The sequence below is a fragment of the Mesorhizobium sp. CNPSo 4688 genome (assembly GCF_057784295.1).
The window spans coordinates 47,751-62,782 of record NZ_JBWLUY010000017.1 but is presented as its reverse complement, the minus strand read 5'-3'; the positions used below and the strand labels follow the sequence as shown (position 1 = coordinate 62,782).

Annotated in this window: 14 protein-coding genes; 9 read left to right on the top strand and 5 right to left on the bottom strand. The window is 62.7% G+C overall.

Features of this window, described 5'->3' with window-relative positions:
- Window positions 1-95: 95 nt before the first annotated feature.
- The 3 genes from AC04SH_RS27275 (at window position 96) to AC04SH_RS27265 (ending at window position 3,400) form a co-directional block, all read left to right on the top strand.
- Window positions 96-2,240 carry a S9 family peptidase gene (locus AC04SH_RS27275; RefSeq protein ID WP_488577300.1) on the top strand — a complete coding sequence of 715 codons (2,145 nt, stop codon included), beginning with the start codon at window positions 96-98 and terminating at the stop codon, window positions 2,238-2,240.
- Window positions 2,237-2,863, top strand: coding sequence for a LysE family translocator (locus AC04SH_RS27270; protein ID WP_488577299.1), 627 nt, complete (start codon window positions 2,237-2,239; stop codon window positions 2,861-2,863). Before AC04SH_RS27275 ends, AC04SH_RS27270 begins: the two co-directional genes overlap by 4 nt.
- A gap of 147 nt (window positions 2,864-3,010) precedes the next feature.
- On the top strand, window positions 3,011-3,400 hold the full coding sequence (locus tag AC04SH_RS27265) for an SET domain-containing protein (protein WP_477302481.1): 390 nt from the start codon (window positions 3,011-3,013) through the stop codon (window positions 3,398-3,400).
- Window positions 3,401-3,406: 6 nt separating this feature from the next.
- Here AC04SH_RS27265 and AC04SH_RS27260 read toward each other — a convergent pair whose 3' ends face one another.
- The 4 genes from AC04SH_RS27260 to AC04SH_RS27245 form a co-directional block, all read right to left on the bottom strand.
- Complete coding sequence (locus AC04SH_RS27260; protein ID WP_488577298.1) at window positions 3,407-4,357, bottom strand: cytochrome c; 951 nt, start codon at window positions 4,355-4,357, stop codon at window positions 3,407-3,409.
- 9 nt (window positions 4,358-4,366) lie between these two features.
- On the bottom strand, window positions 4,367-4,804 hold the full coding sequence (locus tag AC04SH_RS27255) for a c-type cytochrome (protein ID WP_112564124.1): 438 nt from the start codon (window positions 4,802-4,804) through the stop codon (window positions 4,367-4,369).
- A gap of 161 nt (window positions 4,805-4,965) precedes the next feature.
- Entirely contained in the window at window positions 4,966-5,568 is a 603-nt protein-coding gene (locus tag AC04SH_RS27250) for a superoxide dismutase (RefSeq protein WP_477342469.1), read from the bottom strand.
- Window positions 5,569-5,753: 185 nt separating this feature from the next.
- The gene (locus tag AC04SH_RS27245; RefSeq protein WP_112564120.1) at window positions 5,754-6,632 is read right to left on the bottom strand and encodes a branched-chain amino acid aminotransferase; all 879 of its coding nucleotides are present in this window, start codon (window positions 6,630-6,632) and stop codon (window positions 5,754-5,756) included.
- 167 nt (window positions 6,633-6,799) lie between these two features.
- Between AC04SH_RS27245 and AC04SH_RS27240 the strand changes: the two genes are divergently transcribed.
- The 3 genes from AC04SH_RS27240 to AC04SH_RS27230 all read left to right on the top strand — a co-directional run bounded on the left by AC04SH_RS27240 (window position 6,800) and on the right by AC04SH_RS27230 (window position 9,041).
- The gene (locus AC04SH_RS27240; protein WP_112564279.1) at window positions 6,800-7,462 is read left to right on the top strand and encodes a haloacid dehalogenase type II; all 663 of its coding nucleotides are present in this window, start codon (window positions 6,800-6,802) and stop codon (window positions 7,460-7,462) included.
- Window positions 7,463-7,740: 278 nt separating this feature from the next.
- Window positions 7,741-8,547, top strand: a complete 807-nt coding sequence (locus tag AC04SH_RS27235) for a L,D-transpeptidase (protein WP_488577297.1) — start codon at window positions 7,741-7,743, stop codon at window positions 8,545-8,547.
- A 293-nt stretch (window positions 8,548-8,840) separates the two neighbouring features.
- Window positions 8,841-9,041, top strand: coding sequence for a hypothetical protein (locus AC04SH_RS27230; RefSeq protein WP_488577296.1), 201 nt, complete (start codon window positions 8,841-8,843; stop codon window positions 9,039-9,041).
- Window positions 9,042-9,373: 332 nt separating this feature from the next.
- Here the strand turns inward: AC04SH_RS27230 and AC04SH_RS27225 are convergent, their stop codons facing one another.
- Window positions 9,374-9,643, bottom strand: coding sequence for a hypothetical protein (locus AC04SH_RS27225; protein ID WP_488577295.1), 270 nt, complete (start codon window positions 9,641-9,643; stop codon window positions 9,374-9,376).
- 132 nt (window positions 9,644-9,775) lie between these two features.
- Between AC04SH_RS27225 and AC04SH_RS27220 the strand changes: the two genes are divergently transcribed.
- From AC04SH_RS27220 to AC04SH_RS27210, 3 genes are all read left to right on the top strand, one after another.
- Window positions 9,776-10,420 (top strand): helix-turn-helix transcriptional regulator, encoded by a 645-nt coding sequence (locus AC04SH_RS27220; RefSeq protein WP_488577294.1) that lies wholly within the window; start codon window positions 9,776-9,778, stop codon window positions 10,418-10,420.
- Window positions 10,421-10,619: 199 nt separating this feature from the next.
- A complete protein-coding gene (locus AC04SH_RS27215; protein WP_488577293.1) occupies window positions 10,620-11,039 on the top strand; it encodes a hypothetical protein in 420 nt (139 codons plus the stop codon).
- Between the two features lies 1 nt (window position 11,040).
- A complete protein-coding gene (locus tag AC04SH_RS27210) occupies window positions 11,041-15,030 on the top strand; it encodes a YadA-like family protein (RefSeq protein ID WP_488577292.1) in 3,990 nt (1,329 codons plus the stop codon).
- The last annotated feature ends 2 nt before the right edge of the window (window positions 15,031-15,032 follow it).

Genomic DNA, 15,032 nt, shown 5'->3' with positions numbered 1-15,032 from the left:
TCCCGAGCCCGCCGCCACCAATGCCTGCCTGCCCTTGAACCCGCGCTGATCGGCGTGTTCATTTGCCATTCAAGTAACTTCTTCAGTGAGACGCAATGACCAAGACCCCAGCCTTTCCGACCGCTCGCCCGCCGAGCCCTGAGAAACACCCAGTCTTCGACACGCATCACGGCTTCACCCGCACCGACGATTATGTCTGGCTGAGGGCGGATAACTGGCAGGCGATGTTCCGAGATCCTTCCCTGCTCGATAGCAGCATCCGCGCCCATCTCGAAGCCGAGAACGCCTATCAGACAGTGCTGATGGCCGATACCGCACAGCTTCAGAAGCAACTGTTCGGCGAGATGAAGGGGCGCATCAAGGAAGACGATTCGACGGTGCCGATGAAGGATGGCCCCTATGCCTATGGCTCATCCTTCAAGCTTGGCGGCGAACAACCACGCTATTTCCGCATGCCGCGCGATGGCGGCGATGAGCAGATCCTCCTCGACGGCGACGCCGAAGCCGAGGGCAAGCCGTATTTCCGCCTCGGCGGCGTCGACCATTCGGCCGATCACCGCAAGCTCTTGTGGGCGTTCGACGACAAGGGCTCCGAATTCTTCACGCTGCGCGTGCGCGACCTCACCAGCGGCAAGGAATTGCCTGACCAGATAGACGCCACCAGTGGTGGTGGCACCTGGAATGCCGCTGATGACGGTTTCTTCTACACCAAGCTCGACGACAATCATCGCCCGTCCAAGGTGCTGTTTCATGCGCTCGGCGACAGCCCTCAAAATGACCGGCTGATCTATGAGGAAACCGATCCCGGCTTCTTCATGGATGTCGGCGGCACGCGCTCCAATAAATGGATCATGATCGGCATCAACGATCACGAAACCTCGGAATACCGGCTGATGCGCGCCGATGAGCCGTCCGCCGAGCCAAAACTGGTGGCGGCGCGCGAGACCGGCCTGCAATATGATCTGGAAGAAGGCGGCGACGTCTTCTTCATCCTCACCAATGCCGACGGCGCCAAGGACTTCAAGATCATGACGGCGCCGGCCGATGACCCGGTGCGCGCGAACTGGGAAGAGCTGGTGGAGCACGAACCGGGCCGACTGATCCTGTCCGTGGTCGGCTTCAAGGACCACATGGTCAGGCTCGAGCGCAAGGAAGGCCTGCCGCGCATCGTCGTGCGCGACCGCCGCAGCGGCGAGGAGCACCTGATCTCGTTCGACGAAGAGGCCTTCTCGCTCGGCCTTTCGGGATCCTATGAATACGACACCGAGATCATGCGCTTCACCTATTCGTCGATGACGACGCCGGCGCAGGTCTTCGACTACAATATGCGCAGCCGGGAGCGCGTGCTCCTCAAGACCCAGGAAGTGCCCTCCGGCCATGATCCGGAGCACTATGTCACGCGCCGGCTGATGGCGCCCGCCGCCGATGGCGAACTTGTGCCGATCTCGCTCCTGCATCATCGCGACACGCCGCTCGATGGCTCGGCGCCGTGCCTGCTCTACGGCTACGGCTCCTACGGCATCGCCATTCCGGCCGCCTTCAACACCAACTGGTTCTCACTGGTCGACCGCGGCTTTGTCTTTGCCATCGCCCATGTCCGCGGCGGCAAGGACAAGGGCTATGGCTGGTATGACGACGGCAAGCGGGCGCACAAGATGAACACCTTCACCGATTTCATCGCCGTCGCGCAGCACCTCGTCGCCGAACGCTATACGCAACACGACCGCATCGTCGCACAAGGCGGCTCGGCCGGCGGCATGCTGATGGGCGCGATCGCCAACATGGCGCCGCAAAATTTCGGCGCCATCGTTGCCGAGGTTCCCTTCGTCGACGTGATGACCACCATGCTCGACGCAAGCTTGCCGCTGACGCCGCCGGAATGGCCCGAATGGGGCAATCCGATCGCATCGGCGGAGGACTATCGGATCATCGCCGCCTACTCGCCCTATGACAATGTCGCGGACCACGACTACCCACCGATCCTGGCGCTGGCCGGCCTGACCGATCCGCGCGTCACCTATTGGGAACCGGCCAAATGGGTGGCGCGGCTGCGCGAACGCAAGAGCGGCGACAATCCGGTGCTGTTCAAGATCAACATGGATTCCGGCCATGCCGGCGCGTCGGGCCGGTTTTCGAGGCTGGAGGAGATCGCCTACACCTACTCCTTTGCGCTGAAGGTTACGAGCAAGCTCGAACCTGAGGTGATGGGCAAGGCCGAGATTGCAAAGGAGGCGTCGTGATCGATCTATCCACCTTGATGGCCTACGTGGCGGTTGTGCTTGGCTTTGTGTTCATTCCAGGCCCAGCCACACTTTTGACGGTGGCGCGAGCGACGAGTTCCGGGACCCGGGTTGGCATCGCGACGGGCGCCGGCGTCGCGGCTGGCGATGTGTTCCATACCGTCATGGCGATGGTCGGCATTTCGGCGATCATCGCCACGTCGGCAACGCTGTTCAGCATCGTGAAATACATTGGCGCGGCGTATCTGGTCTACCTCGGCATTCGCGCGATCATCGAAAGAACACCGGCCAACCCTGCTGCCGGCGCGCTTGCGATCTCCGCCGGCAAGGCGTTTCGACAGGCTGTCCTGACCGAGGTGCTCAATCCAAAGACCGCGCTTTTCTTCCTCGCCTTCCTGCCCCAGTTCGTGCGGCCTGAAAACGGATCGGTGATGCTCCAGCTGATGACGCTGGGCATAATCTTTGTTTTGCTCGGCCTTTTCAGCACAGTGGTCTTTGCCGTAAGCGCGGGCCGGCTTGGCACGTTCCTGCGCCGCAATCCATCGGTGGTGAAATGGCAAGGCAAGGTCGTTGGCGGCATCTACTGCGCCCTGGGCATTCGCCTAGCCTTGCAGCAGCGCTGACGTCGGAGCGAAGGCGCGCGCCGCCGAGGCGTGCCGATCATCACTTTTTGAATTCCGCGCTGCTCATTTTCACTCGCAATTGCAATGGCTGCGCGTTACCCAATGCGCGGCGCCTTCCAGATCACGACATACGCAAAAGGGTCCACTATGCTGCTCGTCGACACTTATCTCGAGAAATCGCCGATCCAGGGCATCGGTGTGTTTGCCAAGGAACACATTGCCAAGGGCACGCTGGTCTGGAAGCTCGACCCAAGATTCGACCGGATCATCGACGTCGAGACCTATGAGGGCGAGAGCGGGCCGGTGAAGAGCTATCTCGACCGCTATTCCTATCCCGACCGGCGAGATCCGGCCTATATCGTCTTCGAAGCCGACGACGCCCGTTACATGAACCATGACGACGAACCTAATTGCGATGTCTCCTCCCCTGAAGAGACCTATGCCTTGCGCGACATCGCTCCCGGCGAGGAACTGACCTGCAATTACAGTCACTTCTTCGAGACGGGCTTCGACTTCCTCGGTGACCGCCACCTGTAGTCGGGATCACTTAGCCGGCTTGCTGCGCGCCGGATAGCCGTTGGGATGCGGCGGCACCGCCTTGAGATAGGCGGCGATCGCCGCGCGATCTTCCGGCGGCAGTTCGGCCATGTTGCGCTGCACGTCGACCATGGCGCCTCCGACGGAATCGAAATCGGGCGTGAAGCCGGTTTCGAGATAGTTGGCGATATCGGCTTCCGACCAGTCACCGATGCCGCCTTCGCCCGATGTGATGTTCGGCACGATGCCGCTGCCTTCGGCGGCCGCCGCACCCGCGAGCCACTGGCCTTTCCTGGTACCGCCGGTGAAGTCGCGCGGCGTGTGGCATTCGCTGCAGTGGCCGGGTCCTTCGACCAGGTAGCGGCCGGCCAGCACCGGGTCCGGCGTGCCGTCGGCAAAGGCAATCACCGGCTGGTTGCTGAGATAGAGCCGCTTCCACAAGCCGAGACCGCGGCGGATGTTGAAGGGGAAGCTCAAGGAATTGTCCGGCGCCTTGCCGGCGACCGCCGGCAGCGTCTTGAGGAACGCATAGAGATCGGCAATGTCAGCGGGCTTCATGCGGGCGTAGGACGCGTAGGGAAAGGCCGGATAGAAATGCTCGCCGGAAGGCGACACGCCTTTCAGCATAGCGTTGGCGAGGTCCTCGACCGTCCAGGCGCCGATGCCGTCCTTGGGATCCTGCGAGATGTTGGGCGGCACGAAGGTGCCGAACGGCGTCTTGAGTTCAAGGCCACCGACGAGTTGGAGACGGGCCTCGCCTTGCGAGCCGGGCTTGGCGTGACAGGAGGTGCAGCCGGCGGCATAGAAAATGCGTTTGCCCCTGGCGGCGTCGCCGGAGCCAAGCTGTGCCAGGGTTTCAGTGTCGAGTTTCACTGGCGCCGACAATAACCAGCCGGCGCCGGCGCCGACGACGCCCAGGACAAGGGCGGCGCCGACGAGTTTTTTCAATAGGGCCATTGCCCGGGATCAGCCCTTCTTCACCCGATAGGTCTGGTGGCAGGTGCCGCAATCGTTGCCGAGGGTGCCGATCTGCGCCTTGAGCGCATCGACATCGGCAGGTGCGGCGGCGACAGCGGCCTTGACGTCGGCGACATATTTCTCGTTCGTGGTCTTGAAGCCCGCCATGTCTTGCCAGATTTTCGGCGAAGCGGTGGTGTCACCACTGTCGCTGCCGGCCGGGAACAGCGCATCGACATCGACCTTCTCGGCATTGACCTGCAGCGCCTGCAGCGCCGTCAACACGGCGGCGGCATCGAAGTCTGCTTCCCCCTTGGCGATTTTCGACAGGCCGCCGACGAGTTTTCCGCGCTCCTTCATCAGTCCCTGTCGGTCGAGGATCGGGTCGGCAAAGGCGGCCGAGGCGGCCAGGCTGAGCATAGAGATGGCGATGACAAGCTTTCTCATTCAATTGGCTCCAGGATGATGAGAGGTCGCGACCTGACGTTAACGGATGGCGGGCTGAGATTATTCCGTGCTCGCCGCACGGAAACTGCCGCTTTGCAGTATGCCTCCGTTTCGATCTGAAAAAAGAAAAGCCCCGGGGATGCCGGGGCTTTCTGGATCGATCAGGCTTTCGCCTTTTCGTACATTTCGAGGACATGGTCCCAGTTGATCAGGCTGTCGACGAAGGCCTCGAGATATTTCGGCCGCGCGTTGCGATAGTCGATGTAATAGGAGTGCTCCCAGACATCGACGCCGAGGATCGGCGAGGCGCCATGGACCAGTGGGTTCTCGCCGTTCGGCGTCTTGGAGATTGCCAACTTGCCGTCCTTGACCGAGACCCAGGCCCAGCCCGAACCGAACTGGGTGGTGCCGGCAGCGATGAAGTCGGCCTTGAACTTGTCGTAGCCGCCGAGGTCGGCATCGACCGCCTTCTGCAGGGCGCCCGGAAGCTTGTTGCTGCCGCCGCCCTTCTTCATCCACTTCCAGAAATGAATGTGGTTGTAGTGCTGGGCGGCGTTGTTGAAGAGGCCGGCATTCTTGCCGAAAGACTGCTTGACCACCTCTTCGACCGACAGGTCGCCAAGACCGGCTTCAGCGGCCAGCTTGTTGCCGTTGTCGACATAGGCCTTGTGGTGCTTGTCGTGGTGATACTCCAGCGTCTCTTTCGACATGTAGGGCTGCAGGGCCTCGTAGTCATAGGGCAAGGCGGGCAATTCAAAAGCCATCGGTCATACTCCTCATGGAAAAATCCGGTGCGGATACCGGATTAAGATAGGGCTGGATTGTTCTGGAACAACTCCGGAATGAAGCGCCGGTTCCTTTCTAAGCGGGTTCCGGAAAAGTGTCACACGGTTTTGCGGACAGGATGCTGCGTCAAAAAAGAACGCCCAGCAAACGAAGCGGCGGCGGCTCAGCCGGCAGGCGTCGAATGCGCCCATTCCCAATAGAGTTCGCGCGCCTTCTTGGCCACCGGCCCGGGCTGGAGGTTGCGGTCCTCGATGCGGGTGATCGGCACGACCTTGGAATGGTTTCCGGTCGAAAAGATCTCGTCGGCCTCGAGAAAATCGCGCACCGACAGCATCTTTTCGGTGGTCTTGAAACCGTAGTCGCCAAGCAGCGTCATGGTGCGCGAGCGGGTGATGCCGGACAGGAAGGTGCCGTTCGGCGCCGGCGTCAGCACATGGCTGTCCTTGACCAGGAAGATGTTGGAGGTTCCGGTCTCGGCGACATTGCCCAGCATGTCGAGCACAAGTGCATTGTCGAAGCCGCGCATCTTGGCTTCGAGAATGGCGCGGCCATTGTTGGGGTAGAGGCAGCCTGCCTTGGCATTGGTCGGCATGGTTTCGATCGTCGGCCGCCGGAACGGCGAGACCGTGATCGAAAAGCCGGCCGGCGAGATCATCGGCGATTCGTAGAGGCAAAGGCAGAAGCGGGTCGATGCCGGATCGGCCGGCACGCCCATATAGCCGCCGTGCTCGGCCCAGTACATTGGCCTGATATAGACCGCCGTCTTGCCGTCGAACTTCTTCAGCCCGTCCCAGGTCAGGCCGACGATCTTGTCGACGCTCATCGACGGTTTGAGACCTAGCGCGATCGCGGAAGCATTCACCCTGGCGGCATGCAGTTCGAGGTCGGGGGCGACGCCTTCGAACCAGCGGGCGCCATCGAAGACGCTGGTGGCAAGCCACATGGCATGGCTGCGCGGGCCAAGGATGGCGACGTTGCCTTCGTACCAGTCGCCGTCGACGAAGGTCCATGTCGCCGATTGCGCCGCAGTCGCCAGTGTCATTGCTCGGTTCCGCTTCGATGCTGCCTGTCTGGTATCATTGGAAGATGCTTTGGCGGGCGCCGTCAACCGGCATCAGGCGGATTTTGTTGAGGCCAGCGAGCCCAGAAAGCGATCAAGTCTGCAATCGATGCTTGCACCTTGCCCCGCCTGCCCTCAAAACTGTCGCCATGCATTACGCGGCTTACGTTTTCGACGCCTACGGCACGTTGTTCGACGTGCACGCCGCCGTGCGCCGTCACGACGGCGAGATCGGGCCGGACGGCCAGCTTCTGTCGGAAATCTGGCGCGCCAAGCAGCTGGAATATTCCTGGGTGCGCACGCTGATGGGCGGTTATGCCGATTTCTGGCAACTCACCGAACAGGCGCTCGACTTTGCCTTGCGCAAGGTCCCTTCGGCAGACAAGGGGCTGAAGGCCAAGCTGCTCGAAGCTTATTGGCGGCTTGACTGCTATCCGGAAGTGCCGGCCGTTCTGAAGGCGCTCAAAGCGTCCGGAGCCAAGCTGGCAATCCTCTCCAACGGCTCGCCCGAGATGCTGGAAGCGGCGGTCAAATCGGCGGCCCTCGACCAGGTGCTGGACGACATCTTTTCGGTCGATGCCGTCAGGCGCTTCAAGACCGACCCGTCGACCTACGACATGGTGGCGACGGGCTGGCGTCTCTATCCCGGCGCGGTCTCGTTCCAGTCCTCCAACCGCTGGGATATTGCCGGCGCGACCAAATTCGGTTTTCGCACCGTATGGATCAACCGCGCCAACCAGCCCGAGGAATACCGGGACTTCCCGCCGGCGCTGATCCTGCCGTCGCTGGAAGGATTGTTGACAGGTGGCTAGAGCAATTCCAGGAAAAGTGTGAAACGGTTTTTCCGTCCGGAAATTGCGCAGAAGGAAAGACGCAGAGCAGTCGGGGCGTTTCTGTGAAACGATGAACTGCTCAAGAACTCTGTTGCCTCAAAGCAACAGTGGCATGACGGTCACAGCTTCGCCTTTGTTTGTCCACCCTCAGGCCAGAATCGGAACCGCCTATCGCCCCAGGCATTGGGTGAGACCAACACTGCGCCGCCTGGAAGCATTCACGCTTTCTTGCGACTTGAGACTTAAAAAAGGCAACCATGTTGAAGACCGAAATCGACCTCTATCGCCTGAGCCGTCGCGGCTTTCTGAACGCCGCAGCCCTTGGCGCCGCGTCGATTGCGGTCTCCGCCTGCGCCACCACCGAACCGGTGCCGGCGCCGGTCGAACCGCCACCGACCTATGTCGACCCGCCGCTCGGCGACTACGCGACGATGTACGGCCCGATGTCGGACAGCGGCTTCGACCTCCCGGCTATCCCGATCAAGAAGATGGACCCGCAGTTCCTGCGCCAGATCGTTCCTGATCCGACCGGCCAGCGGCCGGGCACCATCATCGTCGATACGACCAACCATTTCCTCTATCTGGTGCGCGAGGGCGGCCAGGCTATCCGTTACGGCGTCGGCCTCGGCCGTGCCGGCTTCGAATGGTCGGGAGACGCCGTCGTTCAATGGAAGCAGAAATGGCCGAAATGGACGCCGCCGGATGAGATGGTCGCCCGGCAACCGGAACTGGAGCAATACAGCGCCAAGAATGGCGGCATGCCCGGCGGCCTCAAGAACCCGCTCGGCGCCCGCGCTCTCTATCTGTTCCACGACAATGTCGACACGCTCTACCGCTTGCACGGCTCGCCGGAATGGAACTCGATCGGCAAATCCGTCTCGTCGGGCTGCGTGCGCCTGATAAATCAGGACATCATCGACCTCTACGACCGCGTGCCCTCGAAGAGCCCGGTCATCGTGACGTCCGATATCGGCCAGCCGATGGTGGCGAGCGCAAACCGTCAGGCCATTCCGATCGACGGCGGCGTGCCTGACGGTTCGGTCCTGCTCGGCCCGGTGAACTGATCGACGTTCGTCGATGTTGGTGAAGCGGCAGGTCCGCCGCTCCATGCGGCAAACTTCGCCAGGATTCCGATAGCTTTACGCGAATGCCTGGGGTCCGCAGCCAAGACATGCAATGCCGGCAGCAGAAGGCCGAGGAAGGCTTCCAGACAAGCCATGGAGCCGGTACAATCGACGCACCCATGCACCGTCGATTCCGCCGTTCCTGTATTTCCGCCCCGATGCATGTATATTAGGCTGGGATAGAATTGCAGAGATATACGTTTCATTAGATCATTGATGGCGGGGGAACGCCAATGGTGGGATTTCATTTCGATAGTCCGCCTGCCGACAGCGCCGAGGTCAATTTGTCGGCCGAATGCGAGCGCCAATTGCTGCCGCTCGTCCGCGGAATTGTCGACGCGGCGGTTGCCGCCGGGTGGAGCCGGGAGGATGTTCTTCTCGCCATGGTTGAGCTGTCCTGGGATCTGTATGAGAAGCGTCGAGGCGATCTTTAACAGCCCTGCGCGAGCCGGATAGTTCTGTATCGGGGGTCACCGCACGGTCACCGGCCGGGTAGCCCGGCGCGTCCTGGACATAATCCTCGAAAGCGCTGGTCGGAGAAGGGCCACCATGCGGGGAGCGCGTCCGTCGCAATGGCGGCATAGGCCGAGCAGGTTCGGCAATAGCCGCGCGATTTATATTCTGCATGCAACGCTGGATTGTGAAGCGGCGCGCGATGCACAACAACTAGGCACAAAATGGTAAGATAAGATCGGCAAATCGTCAGATTAGTTCGCGCTAAACAAGCAAAATCTGTAGATTTATAGACCAAATCCTGCCAAAATTTTTATTCCAGCTGAAAACCTTCTTTTAAATATAAAGCAACGCCTCTAAGGTTCGAAGGAACGTTCTGGAATCCACGTGAATTCTGGGCGCCTCGATGCAGCACAGGTTCAATCGATCGGCACAGGGCTGAGGCACGACGGAAATGCAACACAGAGGCGACGTTCTGGAGCGCACCTGGACAGGCCGGCGGCGCGCGGACCAGAGCATCTTCGATGGAATTCAGGAAGACGCGGGCGCGCGGATGGTCACCTTTCGGGGCGGCGCGGCTCATGCCGTTCGCGCGCCGGGATCGCACACATTCAAGGCGGTGGAGCATTTCGGTGCGGTCATGCTGGCACCCTCGCCCGGGATAAGGGTCTCGCTCGGCAACGACGAAGTCCACGATTATGACGGCGACACCGGCATGATCGTGGTCATCCCGGCGAACATCGAAGCCAGCGTGACGTGGTCATCCGCCATGGAGAGCATGATCGTGGCGCTCACCGCCGATAGCCTCCTTGACCTGGCGGCGCGCGAATTCGGCACTGGCCGAGCCGAGCTCCAGCCGCCGCCTCTCGGGACCGTCGACCTTCAGGCTCTGCAGCTGGCGCAACTGCTGAAGGTGGAATTGACGGAGCGGGAAACTCCAAACGAATTCTATGTCGATTCGCTGGTCACCATGTTCGGCGTTCATATGCTTCGGAACTACGCAGGAGCGGGAAAGTTGCCACAAGGTCCAAAGGGCGGTCTGTCGAACCGCAGTGCCCGGAGGGTGCGGGAATTCCTGGACGTGAACTTTTCCAGCAAGATCGCGGTGGCCGAGCTAGCCACACTCTCCGGCCTTTCGCCGAGCCATTTCATCCAGGCCTTCACCAAGACCTTTGGCGAGCCGCCGCACAAATACCTGCTGCGGTTGCGTCTCGATTTCGCCGAAAAACTTCTCATCGAGAGCGATCTGTCGATTGCGGAAGTCGCTCATCTGAGCGGCTTTTCAGATCAGAGTCACCTGACCGTCACCATGTCGAAATACCGCGGCAGAACCCCTAAGCAGGTGAAGCTGCAGCGGTGATATTTGCCGCGGTGCGTCTCCGCAGCCAAAAGTTGCGTGGCAGAGCGGCCACACCTGCCGCCCAGCGCTCAAAGACCGGACTTTTCTAAAAAGATTCCAGACTTTTACAAAATACATGCACCGCGAACGTGCCCATGGTCGCGATGGAAAGTCATTTGGGGCGGGGGCAACCAGATGATGCGGCATGTCGGATTGTCCCATGGACATTCAATTCGCGGAAATCGAAGTCTTCGCACCCAAGGCCGAAGCGGCCTGGGCCGCGCTGCAACGCCAATATGCCAGCCGGATCAGCGGTGCGGAACTCGACCATCTTCTGGCGTGTTTCGTGCTTGGACTGACCTCTCCGGCTTGTGGCGAAGGCGATCCAGGATTTCATTTCGATCTTTGCCGCGCGCTGGTGGCGATAAACCTGTCGCCGGAGCGGACCGAAGCCGCATTGCACACGGTTCCCGAGCCGACGCAGCCATGGGTCGCGAGCGCCTGCCAGCTGATTGAAAAACAAGGTGCGAAGATAGGTCTCTCGCTGCGAGAGACGACGGGTAATTTCAAGGATTTTTTGGCCGTCGAGGCGAATGATGCGGCACATCAGGGCGCCTCGGCAATTGCGAGGGAAAAGTAGCATGACCAGACGCGTCGAGGGGCGGAGAAGGATCGAATTTCTTCCCGGATTTGTCGGAAACTGGCTCTCGGGTGCGGCCGACAGCCGCTCGGTCCGCCGCCGCCTGATGGCGGTGCTGCGCCTGGCGTATCGGGTGCTTGGCATGCGCCGCAAAGGTCTGGGGCTTGGCGCGCTCGGCAGCGGCGGCAGCGTGCGTTCGGCCCTGGCCTGCGGCATCAGCCCGGCCAGCATGATCGGAGGCCTGGTGGCAATCGCCGCGCTCGGCCTCGCCACACCGGCCCATGCACAGTACCAGGCTGGCGGCGGTTCGGCGACCGGCGGCAACGCCATCGCCATCGGTAACGCTACGCAAGCGAATGGCGCGAACAGCGTGGCGTTGGGTACCTCTAACAGCGCAACGGGCGATGCTTCGATCGCCATAGGCTATTCGATGAGTGTCAATGGCCTCAACTCCATCGGCATAGGTGTCTTTGCGAAGGCGACCGGCGTCAACGCCCTCGCGTTGGGCGGGAACGCCCAGGCCACTGCGGACGGAGCAAGCTCCATTGGCGTCAACTCGGTTGCAGCCGCAGGTGCGGCCGCCTTTGGCCTGAACGCGCGTGCCGACGGTACGAACTCGACGGCGATCGGCTATGTTTCCCGAGCGACCGGGCTGCGCGCCACAGCGCTCGGGTATGGTACGACCGCGTCGGGAGTGGATACCGTTGCCCAAGGTACCAACGCCACTGCCGGCAACCAAAATGCCGTTGCCGTCGGCTTCCAGGCGACCGCTAGTGCCATAAACTCCGTTTATCTCGGCTCGCGCACTGTCGCCGGATCGGGAGCGCTGGCCCAGGGCGCCATCGGCATCGGCACCGATGTGACGGCGTCTCAGGTCGACGCCATGGCGATGGGGCGCCAAAGCCAGGCGACCGGCGTCACCAGCACGGCGCTCGGTGTGCTGAGCAAGGCCACGGCGACCAATACCATCGCCATTGGTCCCCAGGCAAATGCAACGGCGCAAAACTCGGCAGCGTTCGGCAACGTCGCCACGGCTTCGGGCAATTTTGCACTGGCTCTGGGCAACTCGGCTGTATCGAGCGGAGTAGGGTCGGTCGCGGCGGGATCTGGAGCCCAGGCCACGGACGTCTCCACCACTGCGCTCGGTAACAACGCCGCAGCAACAGCGGCAAATGCCAGCGCACTGGGATTGGGCGCCACGGCTAGCGGAACATACGCCACTTCACTTGGTTCCACCTCCAAAGCGACCGGCGCCCGTGCGTTCGCGGGTGGCCGTTCCACCACTGCCCAAGGCGACGATTCCATCGCTATCGGCACGACATCCATCGCGACAGCGGCGAGCTCGACAGCAATCGGAGCGGGCGCGGTGACACTCGACGTGAATGCCATCGCCATCGGCACCGCTGCCGGCGCGATCTCCGCCGACTCCGTCGCCATCGGCACGGGGGCGATCGCCGATGGCGGCAAGGCTGTCGCCATCGGTTACGGCAACACCGCTTACGGCGACGGCGCGGTCGCCATCGGCGATCCCAGCTATGCCAGTGGCACCGGCGCCTTCACCGGCGGCGCCAATAACATCGCCAACAGCGACGGCACGGCAACCGCCACCGCCGCAAACCAAGCCGCAGGCGCCGTCGCCATCGGCAACAACAACAAGGCGATCGGGCAAGGCTCCGTCGCGCTGGGCAACGGCTCCACCGCAGGCGCCGCCGGCCTTGCGGGCAATGTCGCGCTCGGCAATGGCGCGACGGCGGCGGCAAGCTCCGGCGACGTGGCGCTCGGCTCGGGCTCGGTCACCGCGACGGCGGTCGGCACCAGCGGTGCGACGATCGGCGGCACGGCCTACAGCTTCGCCGGCACAACGCCGACGAGCACCGTCAGCGTCGGCGCGCTCGGCGCGGAGCGGACCATCACCAATGTCGCGGCGGGCCGGCTGAGCAACTCATCGACCGACGCCATCAACGGCTCGCAGCTGTTCGCGACCAACCAGCAGGTGACGCAAAACACCACCGATATCGCCGCCAACACCGCTGATATCACCAATCTCGGCAACACGATCAACAGCATCAGCACCGGCGGCGGCATCAAGTATTTCCATGCCAATTCGACGCTGGCCGATTCCCAAGCGCTGGGCACGGATTCCGTCGCGGTCGGCCCGAATGCCGTGGCCAACAATGCCGGGGACGTCGCGATCGGCCTGAATTCGGTTTCCGGCACCACGACCGCGGTTGGCGGCACGACGATCGGCGGCGGGAGCTACACCTTTGCGGGCGCGACGCCGGCCGGCGCTTTCTCGGTCGGCTCGGTGGGCGCCGAGCGCCAGATCCAGAACGTCGCGGCCGGGCAACTGAGCGGCTCCTCGACCGATGCGGTCAACGGCTCGCAGCTGTTTGCGACCAACCAGCAGGTGACGCAGAACACCACCGATATCGCCGCCAACACCGCCGACATCGCGGCCAACACCACCGACATCACCAATCTCGGCAATGCCATCAGCAACATCGCCGGCGACACCTCGACGGCCTACACCGACGCCAATGGCGACGGCATCCGCTATGTGCGCACCAACGACACGACGCTGCCTATCACCGACGCCTTCGCGCAAGGTGTCGGTTCGTCCGCGGTCGGCTACCAGGCGACCGCGTCCGCCGCCAATTCGCTTGCGCTCGGCCGCGGCACCCAGGTCACTGTCGCCGACGGAGTAGCGCTGGGCTCCGGCTCGGTTTCGGACCGTGCGGTGGCGCCGGCATCGGGATCGATACTCGCCGGCACCGGCCTCGTTCCCTACAACACCACCGACGCGACCTTGCTCGGCGCCGTCTCGGTCGGCACCTCCACCTCCTACCGCCAGATCATCAACGTCGCCGACGGTACCGCGGACCAGGACGCGGTCACGCTTCGCCAGCTGAAGGGCGCGCTGAGCTCCTTCGCGGTGACCGGAAGCCTGTACTTCCACGCCAACTCGACAGCCGCGGATTCGCTTGCGGTCGGCGTCGATTCGGTTGCGGTCGGTCCGCGCACCACCGTCAATGGCGACAACGGCATCGGCATCGGCAACGGCGCCATCGTGCAGCAGACGGCGCCGGGGGGCATCGCGATCGGCCAGAACTCGACCGTCAACCAGGCCGACAGCATCGCGCTCGGCACCAACTCGACGACCAACGGAGCCCAGGCAGTGGCGCTCGGCGCCGGTGCCACGGCCAACGAGCCGGGCAGCGTCGCGCTAGGCGCTGGCTCGACGACGGCGGCGGCGGTCGCCACCACCGGCACCACGATCAACGGCGTCAACTACACGTTTGCCGGGACAAGCCCGACGAGCACGGTGAGCGTCGGCACCGTCGGCAACGAGCGCACCGTCACCAATGTCGCTGCGGGCAGGATCAGCGGCACCTCCACCGACGCCATCAACGGCAGCCAGCTCTACGCCACCAACCAGGCTGTCGAAGCCATGCAGGGGAGCGTCGGCGATCTCAACGAGTTCGCGGTCCAGTACGACAAGAACGGCGACGGCAGCAAATCCAACTCGATAACGCTTGCCGGCGGCGACCCCAACACGCCGGTCGTCATCCACAATGTCGGGGCGGGCGTTGCCAACACTGATGCAGTCAACGTGCAGCAGTTCAACACAGGGCTGTCGCTCAACCTGGCGGATTCAAAGACCTACACCAACCAGGTGGCGGCCACCACGCTGCAGCAGGCCAATGCGTATGCGGACTCCAAACTCAGCCAGCTCAACATGGACATGGGCGAGGTCAAGGGCGAGGCGCGCCAGGCTGCCGCGATCGGCCTGGCGGCCGCCTCGCTACGCTACGACGACCGTCCCGGTAAGCTGAGCGTGGCCGCCGGCGGAGGTTATTGGCGCGGTGAAGGGGCGCTGGCCTTCGGCGCCGGCTACACCAGCGAGGAGGGACGTGTTCGAGCGAACCTGTCCGGCACGACAGCAGGCGGGAACTGGGGTGTCGGCGCGGGCGTCAGCCTTACGCTGAACTAGAG

Coding starts and splice junctions, on each gene's coding strand:
- AC04SH_RS27275 (WP_488577300.1), top strand. CDS start 96: ATGACCAAGACCCCAGCCTTTCCGACCGCTCGCCCGCCGAGCCCTGAG.
- AC04SH_RS27265 (WP_477302481.1), top strand. CDS start 3,011: ATGCTGCTCGTCGACACTTATCTCGAGAAATCGCCGATCCAGGGCATC.
- AC04SH_RS27260 (WP_488577298.1), bottom strand. CDS start 4,357: ATGGCCCTATTGAAAAAACTCGTCGGCGCCGCCCTTGTCCTGGGCGTC.
- AC04SH_RS27255 (WP_112564124.1), bottom strand. CDS start 4,804: ATGAGAAAGCTTGTCATCGCCATCTCTATGCTCAGCCTGGCCGCCTCG.
- AC04SH_RS27250 (WP_477342469.1), bottom strand. CDS start 5,568: ATGGCTTTTGAATTGCCCGCCTTGCCCTATGACTACGAGGCCCTGCAG.
- AC04SH_RS27245 (WP_112564120.1), bottom strand. CDS start 6,632: ATGACACTGGCGACTGCGGCGCAATCGGCGACATGGACCTTCGTCGAC.
- AC04SH_RS27240 (WP_112564279.1), top strand. CDS start 6,800: ATGCATTACGCGGCTTACGTTTTCGACGCCTACGGCACGTTGTTCGAC.
- AC04SH_RS27235 (WP_488577297.1), top strand. CDS start 7,741: ATGTTGAAGACCGAAATCGACCTCTATCGCCTGAGCCGTCGCGGCTTT.
- AC04SH_RS27230 (WP_488577296.1), top strand. CDS start 8,841: ATGGTGGGATTTCATTTCGATAGTCCGCCTGCCGACAGCGCCGAGGTC.
- AC04SH_RS27225 (WP_488577295.1), bottom strand. CDS start 9,643: ATGAGCCGCGCCGCCCCGAAAGGTGACCATCCGCGCGCCCGCGTCTTC.
- AC04SH_RS27220 (WP_488577294.1), top strand. CDS start 9,776: ATGATCGTGGTCATCCCGGCGAACATCGAAGCCAGCGTGACGTGGTCA.
- AC04SH_RS27215 (WP_488577293.1), top strand. CDS start 10,620: ATGGACATTCAATTCGCGGAAATCGAAGTCTTCGCACCCAAGGCCGAA.
- AC04SH_RS27210 (WP_488577292.1), top strand. CDS start 11,041: ATGACCAGACGCGTCGAGGGGCGGAGAAGGATCGAATTTCTTCCCGGA.